The organism is Bacillus sp. JJ1122 (assembly GCF_036964885.1).
In the GTDB taxonomy this organism is placed as follows: domain Bacteria; phylum Bacillota; class Bacilli; order Bacillales; family Cytobacillaceae; genus Mesobacillus.
The window spans coordinates 58,640-78,001 of sequence record NZ_JBALQL010000016.1; the positions used below are offsets into that span (position 1 = coordinate 58,640).

The following is a 19,362-nucleotide window of genomic DNA, read 5'->3' on the forward strand; positions in this document are numbered from 1 at the left end:
GTGCGGTATGGCGTCGATTAACATAGAAAATGTCCAAAAAGCCTTCGGAAAAGTCATTGCAGTGGATCATTTGAACCTGGAAATCAAGGATGGCGAGTTCTTCACCTTCCTCGGTCCAAGCGGATGCGGCAAGACAACGACCCTGAGGATGATCGCGGGATTTTATTATCCGACCAAGGGTGTAGTGCGATTTGGCGATAAAGATATGACGCGTGTACCTCCTGAAAAAAGAAATACGGGCATGGTTTTCCAAAACTATGCCCTTTTTCCTCATATGACGGTATTCGAAAATGTAGCCTTTGGATTGAGAGTGCGAAAAATCGCCTCTGGTGAGTTGAAGGCGCGGGTTCAGGATGTGCTTCGCAAAGTCAGGCTCGAACAATATGCGGAACGTCAGGTGAGTCAGTTGAGTGGAGGTCAGCAGCAGCGCGTGGCACTGGCAAGGGCATTGGTGATCGAACCGGAAATCCTTTTACTCGATGAGCCGTTGAGCAACCTGGATGCGAAGCTTCGGGATGAAATGCGCGCCGAAATTCTCCGGCTGCAGAAGGAATACAAGATTACGACGATTTACGTTACTCATGACCAGGCAGAAGCATTGTCGATGAGCGACCGGATCGCTGTGTTTAATTTTGGCGTCTGCCATCAGGTCGGAACACCTTCTGAGATTTATAATGAACCAGCGAATGACTTTGTTGCTAGTTTTATAGGAGAGATAAATCTTTTGCCTGTAAAAGTGGATGGAGTGGACGAGGAGCGTGTGAGCGTCTCGGCTGGTGAGGATCAATTTGTTGTACATAATACTGCGTTTAATTTTAACAGGGAGCATGGAGATGGGGAGCTGGCGCTTTCGATTCGTCCGGAGTCTGTGAAGATTTTGGCTGAGAAGGCAGACCGGCCAAATGTTTTTGCTGGAAAGGTTGAGGACGTCCAGTTTTTCGGGACAATTATCAATGTGCGGGTTCGCGTGAACGGGTTGCTGCTTGAAGTAAACGTGCTGAACCATGTGTCTGCCAACCTGAAGCCTGGAGCCGATGTATGGGTCGAGCTGCCTGCCGACCAAATCAGGCTCATCCCGGTGCTGAGCGGTGATGCGTCATGATGAAGAATCGTGATAACCGGCTGACATTTTATCTGCTGATTCCTGTCTTGCTTGTGCTGATTGCCTATGTCCTGTATCCTTCGCTGCGGACTATTTTGGAGAGCTTGCGGCTGGATGGAGGAATCAGTCTCGGAAACTATCAGGACTTTTTCACCCAGGAATCGAAGACGAATTTACAGGCATTGTGGAATTCGGTTTATATTTCGGTGCTGAGTGTGCTTGCCAGTGCAGCGATCGGGATTCCGCTTGCGTTTATTTTTAACCGGTATGACTTCCCGGGAAGAAGCTTTTTCTCGACGGCTGCGATCATGCCGATCGTTCTTCCTTCGCTGGTTGGGGTTATGGCCTTCATGTTTTTGTACGGGGAAACAGGCCTTGTCCCGAACGCGATCAAGGATTTGCTTGGGCTTAAGGAAGTCCCTTTTAAAATCGGCGGGATTTCAGGAATCCTGATTGTCCACGCCTATACGATGTATGTTTATTTTTACATGACGGTTTCGTCTGCGATCAATAAGATCGACCCTTCGCTGGAGGAGTCCGCCTATAATCTGGGGGCGAGCCGGTTCCAGGTGTTCTGGAAGGTGACGTTCCCGCTATTGACGCCGGCGATTGTGGCGGCGTCGTTATTGGTGTTCATGATTTCGATGGCATCGTTCAGTGCACCGTTCTTGTTGGCGGGCGGATACCGCGTATTGAGTCTGCAAATCTATTTTTCCAAAATTAATGGGGACATGGAGGTTGCCGCGACTCAATCTGTCATTCTATCGATCGTTTCCATCGCGTTCTTGTTATTCATGCGCTGGTACCAGAACCGGAAGGATTACCGGATGGCCACGAAAGGAATTGGCGCCCATCGCAGTGAAGTGAACAATCCGGTTTTGAAATGGACGATGGTGCTGGTTGGCGTTGTTGGCGTGATTATCTTGCTGCTGCCGCACTTCACGATCCTGTTGCTGTCATTGGTCCCGGATGGTACGTGGACATGGCAGACGTATCCTTCGGTGTTTAACTTTGAAAATTATCGATTGCTTTTACAGGATCCGGACATTTTTAAGCCGTTGAAGAACAGTTTGATTTTGTCGTTCCTTGCGACGGCCGGGAACCTTGTGTTTGGTGTGCTGGCTTCTTATGTACTGGTAAAAAGAAAGTTTGTTGGTAAAAGTTTTGTCGACATTCTCGTGATGATTCCATGGGCGTTGCCGGCGACCGTTATCGGGATGAACTTGATCTTTGCTTTTAATGAACCGAACATTTTCTCCTTCGGGAATATTTTGGTCGGGACGTTCTGGATTCTTCCTCTGGCTTATTTTATCCGGCATATTCCGTTAGTGGTCCGTTCGACGAATGCTGTGTTGGAGCAGCTGGATGATTCGATTGAGGAAGCTTCTAGGAGCCTTGGAGCGAAGTGGTTGTATACATTCAGGAAGGTTATTTTACCGATTATCATGCCAGGTGTCCTGTCGGGAACCTTGCTGGCATTCGTGGAATCGGTTGGGGAATTCCCTACCTCCGTTCTTTTGTATACTTTGTCGAACCGGCCAATCTCCATTGAGATCATGAACCAGCTGAGGATGTTCAATATGGGGCAGGCGGCTGCTTATGGGATGATTCAGATTACCTTGATTGCCGTTGTGCTGCTGATTTCGAATAAGTTTTTCGGGGTGAAGGCGGAGAATTCGCTGTCGTAATGAGTTGTAGCTCGGATTTTTCGAAGGAACTCGGATGGACTTTTTACAAAGGAAGATGAGAAGTCTGATTTGCCGATATTATATGAAAGAAATGCGGCATCATCATTGCCAGAATCGGAGATGAAACTATGAACAAGCTAGAAGAGTTTATTAAGAATGAAGGGGCGGCATTCCCGGGGAAGACCTACGTCGAAGAGCTGCTGAAGCCTGTTTTCAACGACCAGCGGGACTACTTGTTCCATGTCATGTTTGATATCCACCGGGCGCATGTGATCATGCTGACAGAGCAGGGAATCATTGAAAAAGCTGAAGCGAAAGTGATGCTTGAAGGAATTAATAAGGTCGCTACGACCGATATTGGCGTTTTGAGTTATCAGCCGCAGTTTGAGGATTTGTTTTTCATGATGGAAGCCAAGATCGGCGAGGAAATCGGTGCCGAGTTGGCTGGTAAAATCCATATCGGCCGAAGCCGGAATGACATGGGTGTGGCGATGTATCGATTAGTTTTGAGAGAGCATCTTGTCAATCTGCTAGGCAGTGCCTATCAAATGAGTGAGGTTCTGCTTGACCAAGCAGAACAGCATAAGGACACGATTATTACAGGATACACCCACACACAGCCAGCCCAGCCGACGACCTTGGGGCATTATTTACTGGCAATTTATGATGTATTGGGCCGGGATATCGGCAGGTTGTGGTCGGCCTATAGGACGGTGAACCAGTCCTCATTAGGGGCTGCAGCATTGACGACGACAGGCTTTCCAATCAGTCGGAATCGTACTTGCGAGCTGTTGGGATTTGATCGGGTTGTAGAGAATTCCTATGATTCGATTGGGGGCGCAGATTATCTGTTGGAGACTGCTTCTGCATTGATGACGAGCATGGTCAATACTGGCAGGTGGATACAGGACTTCTTGCAGCACGTCACACGTGAATTTGGTTCGTTTTATGTGGCAGATCCATATGTGCAATGCAGCAGCATTATGCCGCAGAAGCGAAATCCAGTTTCTATTGAGCATTCCCGTTCCATTGCGAGCAGTGCTTATGGAGATGCGTTGGCTGCTTTTAATATGGTGCACAATACTCCATTTGGGGATATTGTTGATACAGAAGATGACTTGCAGCCGCATTTATATCGTGCGTTTAATAATGCCAATAGGGTTTGGAAGCTGATGTATGCTGTTATTGCTACTTTGAAGGTGAATGGTGAGCATACGAAGGAAATGGCGAAGAAATCCAGTATTACAATTACCGAGCTCGCCGATACATTGGCTCGTGATTATGGTGTTCCGTTCAGGAAGGCTCACTCTATCGCTAGTTACATTTCAAAGCAGACGGTGAAGGAAAGCAAGGAATTGTATGAGTGGGATGTTGAAGCCATTAATACGGTCATTCAAGGATTTGTGGAAGTGCGGTTATCGGAGGCCGAGTGGCAGAAGATTATCTCGCCGGAGTACTTTATCGAGATCCGCAGTTTACAGGGAGGACCGAGCCCTAAAGAAGTTGCGCGGATGATAGGAGTGCGGAAAGAACAGTTGGAGTGGGATTTAGAGGCGTATACAAGTGTTGTTCAGACATTGGACGAGAAGAGAGAAAAGCTAATCAGTTTCACACTTTAAAGCGGTGGGGGTCAGACCCCCACCGCTTTAAAGTGTTGAAGGAACTTGAGAATGGTCCCCAGGTTTCATCCTGCTATGCCATCATTAATGCCATTTACATCGAGGTCGACGTATGGTTCTGTTGAAACTGGAATGTTGTCGTTGTCTATGTCAAAGAATGGATCGGTTTGCTTCCAGCCTGCTGGACAAAATGGATTATTAAACATACGTGCATCTGTCTCCTTTATCCAAGGTTATTCGTTAAATCTCCATCTGCAAAATCCTTGAGACCCAGAGACAGTTCTCTTGTTCCATTTGGGAGTCGATAAAAAGCTAACAACAGTAAAATTGTTAGATTAAAAAAGGGAAGCAAAATAATGCTTCCCTTTTATTTTGGCCAAAGCGAGACACAGAGATAGTCCTTTCCTCACACAATTCCCCAGCAAAAAGGAAGTTTTGGAACAAAAGAACCGTCCCCATGTACCATTTTATTACCCCAATTTACGTCTGATAGAAAGCCCCTTTACTATGAATGTAGAAAGTATTTCTACTTTTCTAATAAATTAGCAATCAGGGGGATGAGCATGAAGGGACGTAATAATCTATTAAAGGGTGCTTTGGCAGCGGGTTTATTGGTTTCTGCTTCTGTGCCTTTTAATGTTATGGCAGAGAAATCTATGGTAACAGTTGATGAGGCGGAAATGATCCTGAACGGTCTTTCGGATGAACAACGAGAGGCATTGCAGCAACTTGAGGTGGGTCCGGGATTTATCATTTCACCTGAAGTGAATACAAAAACTCCTGAACTGGTGGACATTATTGTCGAGTTCAACCAGGCTCCTGCAAAGGTTGAAGTGAAGAAACAAGCGTTGAAGGGGAAAAAGCTGGCTCTTGGGATTGCGGAGGAAAAAGTAGAGCAATCTCACAAAGAATTCAAGGAACATGTTAAAGCTTTAAAAACAAAGAGAAGTGGCATGCTCTATGATCCTGGTAAAATCGAAATGAAACGAGAATATAAACATGCATTTAACGGTGTCTCTATGAGCCTACCGGGAACAGCGGTTGAAGAGCTTCTTCAATCAGGGGCGGTAAAAAGAATTTGGAACGATGCACAAGTCCAACTGGATTTTCCAAAAGGTGAGCAGGCAAAAATTACCCCGAAAATGGCAGACAGCATTCCGCAAATTGGTGTCGATAAGCTTCATAATGAAGGAATCACCGGAAAAGGCATTAAAGTCGGGGTATTGGATACAGGTCTTGATTATACACACCCTGATTTAACCGATTCCTATAAAGGCTACCGCGGGCAGGCTGGCACTGATCCTAAAGCCGTTGATCCGGCTTCCGTAAAGGGCTGGGACTTCATTAATAACGATGCTGATCCGATGGAGACGACCTATTCAGATTGGAAGGCCACAACCAATCCGGAATTTAGCTATACAGGAGGATCCTATTATACTTCACATGGCACACATGTATCGGGTACGATTGCCGCGCAAAAACATAACAGCGTGGATTATGCGGTAAAAGGGGTTGCCCCTGATGTTGATTTATATGGATATAAAGTGTTGGGTCCATACGGGTCTGGTCAGACTGAAGGAGTGCTGGCAGGAATTGATAAGGCGGTTGCAGATGGCATGGATGTCATCAACCTTTCACTTGGAGCAGCGGTCAACGATCCCCTATACCCTACTTCTGTAGCGATTAATAATGCCATGCTATCTGGAGTCGTTTCGGTAGTGGCAGCTGGAAATAACGGACCGAATGAAAAAACGCTTGGTTCTCCAGGCACAAGCGCATTTGGAATTACCGTAGGAGCAAGTGACGCGGCCATGTCGATTCCGACATTTAAAGCGAGTGCCGGGGATTCAAGCTTTGAAAATATGAAACTGCTCGCGAAGAATTTTACCGATAACCTGAAGGATTTAGAAGGGAAATCGTATCCACTTGTTTTCTCAGGCTTAGGAAAGTCAGAAGATTTCAATGGCCAGGATCTGACCGGAAAAATTGCCCTGATTGAACGCGGGGAGATTACCTTTGACGCTAAGGTTCAAAATGCTAAAAATGCAGGGGCCATTGCAGTAATTATCTATAATAACGCAGAAGGTGAAATCCCTGTATATATCGGTGAAAATACAAAATATATACCTACTTTCCAGCTGTCAAAAGCGGACGGAGAGAAACTCAAGGATATGAACGGTGCAGCAATTACTTTTAGCCAGCTTTCTTCCATTAAAACAGAAGGGGATTCTCTGGCCGATTTTAGCTCAAGAGGGCCGGTCAACAGCAGCTATGACATTAAGCCGGATTTAGTGGCACCGGGAGTTTCCGTGTTCTCGACCTATCCTGAGTATATGAACAGCCCGGAAGAAGGTCTTGATTATACTGCTGCTTACGCCCGTCTGAACGGAACTTCTATGGCGACGCCTCATGTCGCTGGAGCAGCCGCATTGATTTTACAGGAAAATCCGAACCTTGACCCGTTTGCAGTAAAAGCAGCACTTATGAACACGGCAGATGATTTGAAGAGCAATTATTCGGTCTATGAGGTAGGGACTGGCCGTTTGGATGCCTATCAGGCGGTGCATACAGATGTGTCTTTCAAGGTTATTGATAAAACAGACCAGATTGAGAACGGCGAATATGTAAAAGTAGAAGAGATTACAGGCTCCATCAGTTATGGCAACCACTATCTCGAGGATGGGGATATACAGGATAGCCGGAAGATCAAAGTAACGAATAAAGGAACACAAAGTAAAACCTTTAAGGCAGAAATCGAGTATCACCAGGCAAGAGAAGGTGTACAGGATGGTGTGAAAAATAAAATTAAGGTTCAGCTTCCGGAAACCGTATCGGTAGAAGCAGGAGAGACGAAGGAGATTGAAGCGGGCATTCTTGTTCCGCAAGATGCTGAATTAGGACGCTACGAGGGTTATATTCATTTTACAAATGAAGCAAACCCGGAGGAAAGCTACCAGATTCCATTTGCCATCCGTGTGACTGATAAAGGAATCGCTTATGCCGAGCCGCTTTCTCCTTCTGTATCGAATAATACACCGTTCCATCAGTACTATGCACCTGGAACGCATTTTGTGTTCAAGTTCAAAAGCCCGATGGAGCGTTTTGACCTGATTGTTAAAGATGCTAAAACAGGGGAGGCTGTTGGAGTCATTGGCAGCTACGATGCAACAGGTGCTGTCCCTGACAAAGAATATCTAATTTTCTTCGGCCATCGAGGACTTGCTTATCCGTTTACCGGAAACAAAAAGCAGCCAATAGCAGACTATATCCAAAAGCTCCCGGAAGGTGAATACGTACTTGATTTGATTAGTACAGACAAAGACGGGGAAACCTATCATTCTGAAAGTGTTGGTGTAGTCGATAATACACCGCCAAAAGTAGAGCTTGACATTGAACCTGGTGTAACAGAAGTGAATGATAGCATGTTGACAGATGAAGATGGCCACCGCGCGCTATGGGTGCATGGGAAAGTGACCGACTCTACCGTCGATTTATTGCAGCAAAGGGGCTTTGATTACACACAGAAATCGAATACGGTAGGATACTATGAAAACGGCCTTCCGTTCTTCATTGGATTCCTGCCGGTTGCCGATAATGGAGATACTAAATTTGGAGTACTGCCTGAAGAATATGGAACAAAGCCATATCAGCTAGGTTTGATGCCATGGGATTTAGCGACCGCAGCCAACAGCATAGGATCTCCGAAATACGTATTTTTAAAAGAGGGAACGGGGTACGCAACGAGCCGATTTGATAAGAAAAGTGTACAGTTAAATGATGAAATCACTGTGACCCTCGATTTAAATAATGTGAAAAAATTCGTTTCAGGTTCCTTGAATATTGATTTGTATGTTGACACAATGGCATTCCAGCATGTAAAAGTAAACGAAAAATTTAAAAAGCTTGCAGCGGAAAAGGGTGCTGAAGTGAAGCTGGACGAGCCTGTTGTTGGCAATAATACAGTAAAGGTAGGAGCTTCTCTAGAAGGACAGGGCTTTGAGGGTGTTAGTGGAGATACCCCATTCCTGGATGTTACTTTTAAACTGATTGATGACACTTTTAACAGTAAAAGCCTGGGAGTCCGCTTGAAGGAACTTACTTACCAAGAGCAAGGAATGGCAGGATTAACAAAAGTCCCAGCCTATGGCCTAACAAGCTTCGAGGTTATTTCCAAACATACACGACTCACTGGAAACATGATGCCTGAAGCATTCCTGACGCCTGGCGGCTGGATCGATAATAAATATGATCTAACAAAGCTGAATGCAAAGGTATATGCAAAAGGAAAAGATGGAACCATCTTTCCTGCCAATTTCGACAAAAAGGGATTATATGAAGTGGTCCTTCCTGCAGACATTTCTTATACGATTTATACTGAAATTCCAGGTCACCTTACCCAGGTAAAGAACCTCATGGGTGGCATTGAAGTAGATGGCGAATTCCGCGGAGTTTACTGGAGAGAGAATCCAGGGAAGAATCTCGCGGGTGATGTAACAGGAGATCAGATCATTGATATCCGTGATATAAAAGAGGCTGTAAACCATTATGGAGAAAAGAATCCTGAAAGCATCCGCCTGGATCTTAATCAGGATGGCATCGTCGATGAAACCGATGTCAGATTGATTGAAACCAATTTCCTGTCAAAAGGCCAGGCAGCAGGAGCAGGTGCACAGCCGATGGCGACAGTTGGGAAAAAGGGATTGAAGGACTTCTTAAAAATGATTGGACTTGAACCGAGGGAATAAATAGTTTAGCTAGTACAAGTCCTGCGGAATGTGAAGCACTTGGAACGGCAATCAATTTAACAGAGCAAACAGGAAAAAGCGGGAGAAAAGTCTCCCGCTTTTGTTATAATGTTAAAAACAATCTTCCATTGAGGTGCAGCATGATAGAGGGGAAAATCATTAAATTTTACAGAGAGAAAGCAAATTTGAGACAAGCAGAGCTGTGCAATGAAATATGCTCTGTGACCCATCTTAGTAAGATTGAAAGAGGAATTACCGAATATTCTCCTGAAATCACCATTCTTCTCGCAAAAAGATTAACCATCAACCTTGAAGCAGAAATCATCCGCTATCACCAATCATCACAGAAACTCAATCAATGGCTGGAAGCAATGATCATGCAGCGTGAAGGTGATTCAAGATCCTTAAAGGAGGAGCTTGAACAAGAAAGATTAATTGGCATGCCCGAGTTTCAAGTAGTATTCCAATTGCTTTCAGCAAGGTATTACCTATTTGAACAAAACCTTGAACTGGCTTTTAAAATGATACAAAACCTGCAAAAACAAGAGGCTGATCTGTCTCCTCAGAATCAAAACACATTAAAGCACATTCTTGGAATCTACCACTTTTTAAAAGGACAATATCGAGATTGTATTGCCTGTTTAACTTCCATCAACCCCGAACAATATAGCAATGAAGAATATTATTATCATTTAGCCCTTGCTTATCATGCCATTCATTCAAATATAACCGCCTATTATTACGGGAAGAAAGCGTTGAGCTTTTTTCAAAGAAAATTGAATATCATTCGAATTATTGATACGGAAATGTTATTAATTGTCCAGTTAAATGCAAAAGAACTTCACGATTTTGTCGAGACGAAGGCAAAGTATGAGCAATTGATCAAATTGAGTGAATCTCTTCATTCGAAAGACCGGATCGGAAAGATCTTTCATAACCTGGGATTTGAATGCTATCGTCGTAAGATGTACAAAGAATCTGCAGATTACTATCAGAAAGCCATCGATTTATTGGGAGAGGCATCGCCACATTATCTATCCAGTTTAGATGGCTATATTCATACTTGTTACAGTGGGAAGCTATATTCAGAAGCCACACTAATCCCACTTGCAGAAAAAGGCATGAAGCAGGCCAAATCAAGCAACGCCCCTACCTGGATTGACTTTCAGCTGCATTTATATGAACTAACAAAACAAAAAGAAAAATACTACCAATTCGTCGAGGAAACGATCATCCCCCACTACAAAGAAATCGGATACGTCATCCTCATTGATCACTACGAACGAAAACTCTTTCAATACAATCTCGAAAAAGGCAACAAAGCCAAAGCCCTAGAACTCGCCAGCAAGTACATAAACTCCAAGAAAAGCTTTTATAATTATGAGTGAACATGGGGACGGTTCTCACGTTCCAAAGTGGAACGCAAGAACCGTCCCTGTGTCTTTCTTTTGTTTAATTTCATTGTAGAGAGGGTCAGCAAATTTGGTACTCTCTATTTTTGTGCAGAAACTTGTGGCACTGCCCTATGTTTCAAAGGGCTTCAAACCCCATTTCAAACAGCTCCCAAAAGTAAACCTCCTGAAATTTCTTGTTCAAAATCCCAGTAAAGTAGGCAATCGGATTTTTTACCGAGGCAGATAACTTCAGCTTACGAACGAGCTGTTTGAATGAATCGAGAGACACTGTTAATAGAGTTTCGGCTTCGTTTTCGTAGTTATGGCGATATGCAGAGATCATCGTCATTCTCCAGAATTCCTCGATTGCCTTTGCTGTTGGGAAGAAGTATTTTACTAAATCCGTGAATGGCTTTGGTATCCGGTCACTAACAAATAGATGGTCTTCAGGTGCTTTTTCGCTAAGTGATGTTGACAGAGTTGCTATTTTCCTTTCAGCTGAATCTGTTGGTATTTCATTCACAGGGCTATCTTCACGTTTATTATTCTTTTTAATGTTAGTTTTAGAAAGAATGATAGTTTTATTATGGTAGTTCAATATTTCCTCATTCGGTAGTTCGCTAAGTGGAAAGCGATTGAATACATAAAGGTTGCTCGATTGTGAGCCATTCTTACGCTCCGTTTCGTAGACTGTAAAAATGCCAAGTTTGCCAGCTTTGATGATCATTCTTTTAAAAGTCGAACGGGAAATCATCCCCATCTCCCCATATTCCTCATAAATCGCTTTTAGCACGGTTCCAATTTTCGCATTAGCTATTCCAGGAATCTTAGCCGCAAAACGAGCCAGGCGTTTCAAGCCGATTAACTCGCCCTTCGTAAAATCCTTCTTATGCTCCACCATCCACATTTCAAGATGATTATTGAATTCCCCCAGCGCAGCAAACTGCGAATACCCTTCAAAGCCCTCAATGACACCCGATTTAATCATCATTTTTTTGCACCAGCCTTTCACAGTCTATATAAGGAAAGGAAGACAAAAAGGATATGATGGTAGAGAGATAGTTGTGTCTGATTTGTGAAAGATTGCTGTGAATATGGGGACGGTTCTCACGTTTTAAATTTTGGGGCAGTAATACAAGAACTTTCTCTATGTACCAGAGCTGAAAATATTTTTTATTCTAAATCAACATTTTGCTGCTCCTTTTAGTGGTCCTAAACGTTTATACGGCCGAGGATGATTTCCTCACCTATTAAATGTTGAAAGGATGAAGAAGATGAACAAGCGTGAAGGTATTATTTTAGCGGGAGTAAAGACGACAAAGGTGTTATTGGAGATTAAGAAGCAAGTGGATTGGCTGAACCAGTTTGGGGTGGTCCATATCCCGATGGAATATTTCGAAGAGTTGATAGGCGACTTTTCTATTGAGATTTTCACGATTGGGGTTGAAGTTGGGAAGAGTGAATCAAAGGGTAAGTAAGTTTCAGGTCCAAACAACGTGGAAGCTAATCTGCATAAACAGTTTGCAGAGGTTGATTCGGTATCGTGTTTTTGTAACATGAGAACCGTCCCCATGTACCAAAAGCCGGTCACCCAAGAGGGTGGCCGGCTTCATTCCTTTTATTAAACTAACTCATATTCAGTTACATTACGCTCAACAACGCGGGCGCTGTTGACGCTGACAAGGGTACCGTTATTGCTCTGGAACGCGTTTGAAGCTATGATTTGCTCCATTGCCAGCTTGACTGCTGCTGGATCAATAGGCTCCTTTGGGTTATCTACCGTCAGCTTGGTTGTTTTGCCAAGGTCGGTGACAAATTGCAATTCAAGTGTTTTTGCCATGTTTTCCACCTCCTATTAGATTAGTTGAATGTCAGATTAGATGATTTCAAAGCTGTCGTTACGCTCAACAGAGTTAAGCAAGTTTGCGCTAAGACCACCCAGCGCCTTAGCAGCCTGGTCTACCTGATCTGCAGTTGCTTCTTTGCGGATATTTGAGTAAGTTTTGCCCTTGTAGATCGGCTCGCCCTTCTCATTCATGCCAGTTTCGAACTCAAGTCTGATTGATGAATCCTTCAACATCGCCATTGCCATTTTTCCCTCACCACCTTTCACACTCTATATACAATCGGGAGAGTGAAAAGGACAGGGTGGGAAAGAAAAAACATGGGGACGGTTCTCGCGTTCCAAAGTGGAACAAGAGAACCGTCCCCATGTTCTCATGGATTTTAGTGAAAAAATATGAAAAATAATAAAAAAAAATGAAATAAAATGAAAAAATCTATTGAAAACGGTTTCCCAAGATGTTAAATTCTATTTACGAAGTCAAAATTACATAGGGAGGCTGTCAATGAAACTCGCAACTAGGATTAATTCTATCTTGCCAACAGTTAACGGTGATATAAAAGAAGCATTGAAAAAAATATCTGAAATTTCAGGCATTACACATGTGGATCTCAATTATCCAGAGCATTTTTCTCAGTACTCTGTAAGTGAAGTTCAGGAAACTTTGAAACTTGCAAATTTAGAAGTGAATGGTTTGGCGTTAAGGTTCAGAAAGGATTTCATAAACGGTGAATTGGGGAACAGCAACCAGTCAATTTCTGAAGATGCTTATCAACTATGCAAGGAAGCGGCGGATGCCTGCCGTGAACTTGGTGGAAAGGTCATCACTCTGTGGTTAGGTTTTGATGGGTTCGATTATCCTTTTCAAAGTGATTATCAGAAAGCATGGAATCAGGTGAGCGAATACGTTGCTTCGCTTTCTGACTACGCACAAGACCTGCAAATAAGCATTGAATACAAGCCGTATCAGGAAAGGTCTTACGCGTTGATTGACAGCATTGGTACCACGCTCTTAATGGTAAACGAAGTGAATCGGGAAAATGTTGGGGTGACGGTTGACTATTGCCATATGTTGATGAAGCGGGAAAACCCAGCCTATGGTTTGAGCCTTGCGGCAGATCGAGGAAAACTGTTTGGTGTCCACATTAATGATGGCTATGGCACACATGATGATGGCCTTATGGTTGGAACAGTGTCTTTCATGCAAACTTTGGAATTCATTTACTATCTCAAAAAGTATGATTATCAAGGTGTCATCTATTTCGATACGTTCCCAATAAGGGAAGAACCAATCGCTGAAATCCGCCAGAATGTAAAGGTCATCCAAAAAATTAGTGAGTTAGTCGATAGTATTGGCCTTGATTCTATTCAAGAGACAATAGGGAAAAATGATGCCATTGCCGTCAATGAACTATTTTACCAGTGCCTGAAGTAAGAAGGAGTCTGCTATATCCAGTAGGAAGTTTTTCAATCTATAAACATATTTAAGATGAAAATGGGAGGATTGGCTATGAAGAAAAATAGTAAAAAATTGTTGGTAACAAGTACTTTGGCATTTTCATTGCTAATGACTGCATGCAGCAGCAGCACCGGCGGCAGTGGCGGAAACAAGGATCAATCATTCAACCCTGATAATGCAGACGGTAAGACTTATGAAGAAGTAAGGGATAGCCTTGGTGCTATTCCGATGGTTCAGGATGAAATTAAGCTTGGTGGAGTTGCAAAAGCTTTTGAAAATGAATACTGGAGAACTCTTAAGGAAGGTATGGAGACAGGTGCTCAGAAATTCAGCGATAAAGGCTTTAATTTGTCAGTCGATATGAAGTCTCCACAAGGGGAATCAGATGAAGAAGGTCAATTATCGATTGTAAAAGATATGATTAACAAAAAATACACTGCTTTATTACTTTCCCCTATTTCGGACAGCAACCTTGTTCCAGGTGTTGAAAGCGCTTTAGATGCAGATATTCCTGTAATAAACGTGAATGATGGAATCATTAAAGAAGCACCAAACTTCGTTGGTCCAAAGGCAGATCAAAATGGTGAATTGCTTGCCGAGTGGGTTTCTGAAAAGATTGATGGCAAAGGAAAGGTCGCTATTATCGTCGGCATGCCAAAGGCATTCGCGGCAAGACAGCGTACATTAGGTTTTGAAACTTGGATGAAAGAAAATGCTCCTGACATTGGAATCGCAGAAAAGCAGAACGCTGACTGGGATCGTTCTAAAGCAAAAGATATTGCAGCAACATGGATTAAAAAACATGCTGACTTGAAAGCTATTTTTGCGAACAATGACACGATGGCTTTAGGGGCGCAAGAGGCTGTAAATGAATCTGGAAAAGATATTTTGGTTGTTGGAGTTGATGGAATCGGTGAAGCCTATGATTCTATCAGAAAAGGTGAAATGGATGCTACAATCGACTCTTTCCCATTATATAAGGGACAGATTGCAGTGGAAATGGCTCTCCGTCAACTTGGCGGACAGAAATTACCGAGAGTTATTTGGACACCTCAGGCCTTGATTGACAGTACAAATGTTGATGTTCCGGCTGAAGAAATCATCAAATGGTCAGATCCAGAAGTAGGTAACTAAATCTATATCATTAATTGCTTAAAACTATAGTCGGATCTCTTGATTCGACTATAGTTTTTAAAAAGGGGAATCGATCATGGGGAATCAAAAGGAAAGCATCATTCAATTTCATAACATTTCAAAGATTTTCCCCGGTGTTAAAGCTTTGGACAATGTGAGCTTTAATATTGAAAAAGGGGAGGTTCATGCTCTGTTAGGTGAAAATGGAGCTGGAAAATCAACGCTTTTAAATATCCTTCATGGGGTCAATTCAGAATATGAAGGTACTGTAGAAATACGAGGAACTGCTGTTTCTTATAAAAATGCAAATGAAGCAATTAAAGATGGGATTTCAAAAGTTCACCAGGAAGTCAGTTTAATACCTGAGCTTACAGTGGGACAGAACATTGCTCTTGGCAATGAGCCTCGTAAAGGTATATTCATAGATTATAAAACGCTTCATAAGGAAGCAAATGAAATCCTCAAAAAGATGAAATGCAATTTCAAGAGTGAGGATATTGCTGGAACGCTAAGCACCGGAGAAATGCAAATGATTGCAATCGCAAAGGGGTTATACCATGATGCCCAGGTGATCTCATTTGATGAGCCATCTGCTTCACTGACAAACCAGGAAGTTGGCTCACTCTTTTCGATTATTAAGGAGTTAAAGAAGAACGGAATCACGATTTTGTATGTCAGTCACCGTCTCGATGAGGTTTTTGAAATTTGTGATCGTGCGACTGTGTTAAGAGACGGCAAGCACATAGACACATTCAATATAAAAGATATAACCAGAGAAGAATTAATTAAGAAAATGGTTGGCCGTGATGTTTCTGCGTATGCTGTTCGGAATAAAAAGCTTCAGGTTTCTGATGAAAAAGTATTGGAAGTAGAGAATTTAACTGTAAATGGTGTTTTTGAAGATATTAATTTCCATCTTAGAAAAGGGGAGATCCTTGGATTTGCTGGCTTAGTTGGAGCCAAGAGAACCGATGTGGTGAGAACCATATTCGGAGCAAATCGAAAATCTGCAGGCATAATCAAAATCAATGGCAAGCAGGTAGAAATTAATTCACCTGAACAAGGAGTCAAGTTGGGTATTGGGCTGATTCCGGAAAATCGAAAAACAGAAGGTTTCATTAAGTACTTTGATAATGCGAATAATGTAGGCCTTACAAAGATGGAAAAGTTCACGAGGTTTGGCCTATTAAATCATAAAAAGAAAACGGATAACTGCATCCAATATGCTGAAGAAATCAATTTCCGGCCAAGAGACCCTCATTATATGACGGTAAACCTGAGCGGTGGGAATCAGCAGAAAGTTGTCATCGCTAAATGGTTATCATCAGATGCTGAGATATTGATTCTGGATGAACCAACCAAAGGGGTCGATGTAGGGGCAAAAGCAGAGATTTACCGTGTACTTGAGGAATTGCTTGAACTAGGCAAGTCAATTATTGTAGTTTCCTCAGAACTTCCTGAAGTGCTTGGGCTAAGCGACCGGATCATTGTCATGCGGGAAGGCAGGAAAGTGAAAGAATATATAAATGAAAACCTTACGGAAGAGGATATTCTTCAGTATGCTATGGGGGTAAAACAATGAAGCTAAAATCAGCAAGTTTGAATCGTGAACTCAGCTTAGTAGCAGCGATCTTTATCATGGTTATTGTTTTTTCAATTATACAGCCAGTTTACTTAAGTACTGGCAACTTGCTCGACATAATGGATCAAAGTGTTATCAACGGCCTTCTTGCTCTTGGGATTACGTATGCAATCCTTACGGGTGGAATCGATCTGTCTGTTGGCTCTATTTTTGCCATAGTGATTGTCGTCGTCGGTGATTTGCTTGTAAGGGGAATGAATCCTATTTTAGCAATCGTTTGCGGAATCGGCCTTGGCTTTTTATTAGGCATGTTCAATGGGTTTTTGATCTCCAAGCTGAAACTTCAGCCGTTTATTGCTACGCTTGGTACAATGAGTGCTTACAGAGGTGTCGCATACATCATAACCGGAGGCTGGCCAGTATTAGATATCCCTTCTAACTTCCGTGATATTTTCAACTCGAAATTTTTGGGCAGCATTCCGGTATCAATCTTTGTTTTGCTGGCGTTTGCTGTAGTGGGTCATGTTATCCTTAAATATACTAAACTTGGAACATATATATATGCAATTGGCGGAAATGAAGAAGCGACGATTTTATCTGGTGTCAATGTTAATAGAAGTAAAATGCTTGCTTACGCGATTTCAGGAACTGGTGCAGCCCTTGCAGGAATGGTGTTATTGGCGCGTCTTGGTTCTGGGGAGCCTGCCGCTGGCCAAACTTATGAATTGAATGCCATTGCTGCTGCAGCGATTGGCGGTGCTAGCCTTGCTGGTGGAAGAGGAACGATGATTGGAACCTTACTTGGTGCTATACTTTTATCTACCTTAAAGGTTGGTTTAGTCGTTGTCGGTGTAGATACTTTTTGGCAATATATTGCAACAGGTGCGATAATAGTGATAGCAGCTTACTTTGAAGTAATCCAGGATAAAGTCAAAAATATTAAGTTTGCCAAAAAGAAAGCAGCATAGGGGATGGTAGCTGATTATGAAAAATGACGCTGTTGTCGTTGTAGGAAGCATAAACTACGATATCATTTTTAAACAAAAGAGACTTCCTCGGCTTGGGGAAACTTACTCTGCGGATCATGTTTCCTTTTGTGGCGGAGGAAAGGGTGCCAATCAGGCTGTACAGTGTGCTAAATTAGGGTTGGAAACGCATATGGTAGGCAAAGTCGGCAATGATGCATTCGGCAATGTAATGCTAACCAGCCTTGGCAGCTATGGAGTGAATCTCGATTATGTATCTTCAGCAGAAGGTTTGAACACTGGCCTTGGAGTCGTTAATGCTCTGGAAGATGGAAGCGTTATCGCGACGATCTCGAAAGGTGCCAATCATAGCCTTACGAGTGAGGATGTCGATCGGGCTGAAGAAATCATTAAAAAATGTAAAATTGTTATTTTGCAATTGGAAGTGCCAAAAGAGGTTGTAGAATATACAATAAAAATGGCAAAAGAGCATGATTGTTATGTGATATTAAATGCTGCGCCGGCAATTGAACTGGATGAAGAGCATTTAAAACTGGTTGATTGTTTAGTAGTTAATGAAACAGAAGCTAGCTTTTATGCTGGAACAAATGTTGCTTCAATTGAAGATGCCGAAGCTGTGTGTGCAGAGTTGTCACAATACGCGAAAGATTTATTGGTCATTACGCTTGGAGAAAAAGGCAGTATTTTATATGATGGAACTAAGATGTACAGGATTAAGCCTGAAAAGGTGGATGTAGTAGAAACTACTGGGGCTGGCGATTCCTACGTTGGTGCTCTGGCATATTCAATTATAAATGGTACGTCTCATGAGAACATGGGGAAGTTTTCAGCATTGGTGAGCTCCAGGACGGTTATGAACATTGGTGCTCAGGAAGCGATGCCAACTTTAAGTGATGTAGTGGGGAAATTTAAATAAATAGTTATAGAGGTTTTAGATATGATTCCATATGTTAGACGCGAAAAAATCATGGATGAGCTGGAAAACAAACAAATTATGTATATTGAAGATTTTTTAAAGATCTTTGATGGCGTTTCTGAATCTACGATCCGCCGGGATTTGAAAACCTTGGAGGATGAAAACTATATCGTCCTCCTCAGGGGTGGAGCGGTAAAGTTAAAGCTGGATGCATATGAAATACCAGTCGGTACCAAGAAGCTTCTATATAAAGAAGATAAAGAGAAAATCGCTAAATATGCTGCGTCGCTTATAGAGGACGAAGAAGTCATCTATATTGACTCAGGTACCACTTGTTCTGCCATGGTTAAATACATAAAAGCAAAAGGCATAAGGGTAGTAACCTCAAATATTCAGGTCTTAAATGAAATCAACGGAAACGGAATTGAAAGCTGCATAATCGTCGGAGGGGAAGTGAATAAGAGCCTGGATTCCATTTCAGGACCTTTGACAGATGCAGCTTTGAAAAGTATGAACTTCGACAGGTCCTTTTTGGGTACTAGCGGTTTTGGACTTGAAGTGGGCATCAATACGCCAGATTTCCGTGAAGCTAGCAAAAAGACAATCGCCAATACAAACTCGAGACAATGCTATGTATTGGCAGATAGTTCGAAATTTAATAAAAGTACACTATGTAAAGCTTTTGAACTAAAGGACTGTACACTTATTACAAATAAACCTATCCCTTCACTTGAAGGCGTAATAGAATATTTTATTGCGGATTAAAGAGGAACTTATATTGTTTTAACTGTCGTCAAATTTATGTTTAAAGAAAAGAGAGTGAAACAGGGAAACTTGATTCACTCTCTTTTTTTGGACAGTTTGAACATGGGTGTGAACGTGGGGACGGTTCTC

The 19,362-nt window shown here is 42.6% G+C and carries 16 protein-coding genes; 12 read left to right on the forward strand and 4 right to left on the reverse strand.

Annotation, left to right across the window (positions count from 1 at the left end; genetic code table 11):
• The first annotated feature begins 7 nt into the window (after window positions 1-7).
• The 3 genes from V7201_RS10170 to argH all read left to right on the forward strand — a co-directional run bounded on the left by V7201_RS10170 (window position 8) and on the right by argH (window position 4,409).
• Complete coding sequence (locus tag V7201_RS10170) at window positions 8-1,102, forward strand: ABC transporter ATP-binding protein (RefSeq protein ID WP_335376640.1); 1,095 nt, start codon at window positions 8-10, stop codon at window positions 1,100-1,102.
• Window positions 1,099-2,790: an ABC transporter permease gene (locus V7201_RS10175; protein WP_335376641.1), complete on the forward strand. Its 1,692-nt coding sequence runs from the start codon at window positions 1,099-1,101 to the stop codon at window positions 2,788-2,790. Before V7201_RS10170 ends, V7201_RS10175 begins: the two co-directional genes overlap by 4 nt.
• A gap of 128 nt (window positions 2,791-2,918) precedes the next feature.
• A complete protein-coding gene (gene argH / locus V7201_RS10180) occupies window positions 2,919-4,409 on the forward strand; it encodes an argininosuccinate lyase (protein ID WP_335376642.1) in 1,491 nt (496 codons plus the stop codon).
• A gap of 65 nt (window positions 4,410-4,474) precedes the next feature.
• Here argH and V7201_RS10185 read toward each other — a convergent pair whose 3' ends face one another.
• Window positions 4,475-4,615 carry a hypothetical protein gene (locus V7201_RS10185; protein WP_335376643.1) on the reverse strand — a complete coding sequence of 47 codons (141 nt, stop codon included), beginning with the start codon at window positions 4,613-4,615 and terminating at the stop codon, window positions 4,475-4,477.
• A gap of 351 nt (window positions 4,616-4,966) precedes the next feature.
• On the opposite strand from V7201_RS10185, the gene V7201_RS10190 reads away from it, so the two are divergent.
• Together V7201_RS10190 and V7201_RS10195 are read left to right on the forward strand one after the other, a co-directional pair.
• Window positions 4,967-9,154, forward strand: a complete 4,188-nt coding sequence (locus V7201_RS10190; protein WP_335376644.1) for a S8 family serine peptidase — start codon at window positions 4,967-4,969, stop codon at window positions 9,152-9,154.
• Window positions 9,155-9,294: 140 nt separating this feature from the next.
• Window positions 9,295-10,542 carry a helix-turn-helix domain-containing protein gene (locus V7201_RS10195; RefSeq protein WP_335376645.1) on the forward strand — a complete coding sequence of 416 codons (1,248 nt, stop codon included), beginning with the start codon at window positions 9,295-9,297 and terminating at the stop codon, window positions 10,540-10,542.
• Window positions 10,543-10,684: 142 nt separating this feature from the next.
• On the opposite strand, the gene V7201_RS10200 is transcribed toward V7201_RS10195, so the two are convergent.
• Complete coding sequence (locus V7201_RS10200) at window positions 10,685-11,539, reverse strand: hypothetical protein (RefSeq protein ID WP_335376646.1); 855 nt, start codon at window positions 11,537-11,539, stop codon at window positions 10,685-10,687.
• Between the two features lie 283 nt (window positions 11,540-11,822).
• Here V7201_RS10200 and V7201_RS10205 point away from each other — a divergent pair, with 283 nt between their 5' ends.
• Complete coding sequence (locus tag V7201_RS10205; protein WP_335376647.1) at window positions 11,823-12,026, forward strand: hypothetical protein; 204 nt, start codon at window positions 11,823-11,825, stop codon at window positions 12,024-12,026.
• Window positions 12,027-12,169: 143 nt separating this feature from the next.
• On the opposite strand, the gene V7201_RS10210 is transcribed toward V7201_RS10205, so the two are convergent.
• Together V7201_RS10210 and V7201_RS10215 are read right to left on the reverse strand one after the other, a co-directional pair.
• Window positions 12,170-12,388: a DUF2922 domain-containing protein gene (locus tag V7201_RS10210; protein ID WP_335376648.1), complete on the reverse strand. Its 219-nt coding sequence runs from the start codon at window positions 12,386-12,388 to the stop codon at window positions 12,170-12,172.
• 36 nt (window positions 12,389-12,424) lie between these two features.
• A complete protein-coding gene (locus V7201_RS10215) occupies window positions 12,425-12,640 on the reverse strand; it encodes a DUF1659 domain-containing protein (RefSeq protein ID WP_335376649.1) in 216 nt (71 codons plus the stop codon).
• Between the two features lie 256 nt (window positions 12,641-12,896).
• Here V7201_RS10215 and V7201_RS10220 point away from each other — a divergent pair, with 256 nt between their 5' ends.
• The 6 genes from V7201_RS10220 to V7201_RS10245 all read left to right on the forward strand — a co-directional run bounded on the left by V7201_RS10220 (window position 12,897) and on the right by V7201_RS10245 (window position 19,233).
• Window positions 12,897-13,826, forward strand: a complete 930-nt coding sequence (locus V7201_RS10220) for a sugar phosphate isomerase/epimerase family protein (RefSeq protein WP_335376650.1) — start codon at window positions 12,897-12,899, stop codon at window positions 13,824-13,826.
• A gap of 75 nt (window positions 13,827-13,901) precedes the next feature.
• Entirely contained in the window at window positions 13,902-14,984 is a 1,083-nt protein-coding gene (locus V7201_RS10225) for a sugar ABC transporter substrate-binding protein (protein WP_335376651.1), read from the forward strand.
• Window positions 14,985-15,060: 76 nt separating this feature from the next.
• Window positions 15,061-16,566 carry a sugar ABC transporter ATP-binding protein gene (locus V7201_RS10230; RefSeq protein ID WP_335376652.1) on the forward strand — a complete coding sequence of 502 codons (1,506 nt, stop codon included), beginning with the start codon at window positions 15,061-15,063 and terminating at the stop codon, window positions 16,564-16,566.
• On the forward strand, window positions 16,563-17,534 hold the full coding sequence (locus tag V7201_RS10235; protein ID WP_335376653.1) for an ABC transporter permease: 972 nt from the start codon (window positions 16,563-16,565) through the stop codon (window positions 17,532-17,534). Before V7201_RS10230 ends, V7201_RS10235 begins: the two co-directional genes overlap by 4 nt.
• A 16-nt stretch (window positions 17,535-17,550) precedes the next feature.
• Window positions 17,551-18,468 (forward strand): ribokinase, encoded by a 918-nt coding sequence (locus tag V7201_RS10240; protein ID WP_335376654.1) that lies wholly within the window; start codon window positions 17,551-17,553, stop codon window positions 18,466-18,468.
• Window positions 18,469-18,489: 21 nt separating this feature from the next.
• Complete coding sequence (locus V7201_RS10245; protein WP_335376655.1) at window positions 18,490-19,233, forward strand: DeoR/GlpR family DNA-binding transcription regulator; 744 nt, start codon at window positions 18,490-18,492, stop codon at window positions 19,231-19,233.
• Window positions 19,234-19,362 lie beyond the last annotated feature (129 nt).

Excerpts from the sequence above, each read along its gene's own strand:
- V7201_RS10170 (WP_335376640.1), top strand. The coding sequence starts at position 8 with ATGGCGTCGATTAACATAGAAAATGTCCAAAAAGCCTTCGGAAAAGTC.
- V7201_RS10175 (WP_335376641.1), top strand. The coding sequence starts at position 1,099 with ATGATGAAGAATCGTGATAACCGGCTGACATTTTATCTGCTGATTCCT.
- argH (WP_335376642.1), top strand. The coding sequence starts at position 2,919 with ATGAACAAGCTAGAAGAGTTTATTAAGAATGAAGGGGCGGCATTCCCG.
- V7201_RS10185 (WP_335376643.1), bottom strand. The coding sequence starts at position 4,615 with ATGTTTAATAATCCATTTTGTCCAGCAGGCTGGAAGCAAACCGATCCA.
- V7201_RS10190 (WP_335376644.1), top strand. The coding sequence starts at position 4,967 with ATGAGCATGAAGGGACGTAATAATCTATTAAAGGGTGCTTTGGCAGCG.
- V7201_RS10195 (WP_335376645.1), top strand. The coding sequence starts at position 9,295 with ATGATAGAGGGGAAAATCATTAAATTTTACAGAGAGAAAGCAAATTTG.
- V7201_RS10200 (WP_335376646.1), bottom strand. The coding sequence starts at position 11,539 with ATGATGATTAAATCGGGTGTCATTGAGGGCTTTGAAGGGTATTCGCAG.
- V7201_RS10205 (WP_335376647.1), top strand. The coding sequence starts at position 11,823 with ATGAACAAGCGTGAAGGTATTATTTTAGCGGGAGTAAAGACGACAAAG.
- V7201_RS10210 (WP_335376648.1), bottom strand. The coding sequence starts at position 12,388 with ATGGCAAAAACACTTGAATTGCAATTTGTCACCGACCTTGGCAAAACA.
- V7201_RS10215 (WP_335376649.1), bottom strand. The coding sequence starts at position 12,640 with ATGGCAATGGCGATGTTGAAGGATTCATCAATCAGACTTGAGTTCGAA.
- V7201_RS10220 (WP_335376650.1), top strand. The coding sequence starts at position 12,897 with ATGAAACTCGCAACTAGGATTAATTCTATCTTGCCAACAGTTAACGGT.
- V7201_RS10225 (WP_335376651.1), top strand. The coding sequence starts at position 13,902 with ATGAAGAAAAATAGTAAAAAATTGTTGGTAACAAGTACTTTGGCATTT.
- V7201_RS10230 (WP_335376652.1), top strand. The coding sequence starts at position 15,061 with ATGGGGAATCAAAAGGAAAGCATCATTCAATTTCATAACATTTCAAAG.
- V7201_RS10235 (WP_335376653.1), top strand. The coding sequence starts at position 16,563 with ATGAAGCTAAAATCAGCAAGTTTGAATCGTGAACTCAGCTTAGTAGCA.
- V7201_RS10240 (WP_335376654.1), top strand. The coding sequence starts at position 17,551 with ATGAAAAATGACGCTGTTGTCGTTGTAGGAAGCATAAACTACGATATC.
- V7201_RS10245 (WP_335376655.1), top strand. The coding sequence starts at position 18,490 with ATGATTCCATATGTTAGACGCGAAAAAATCATGGATGAGCTGGAAAAC.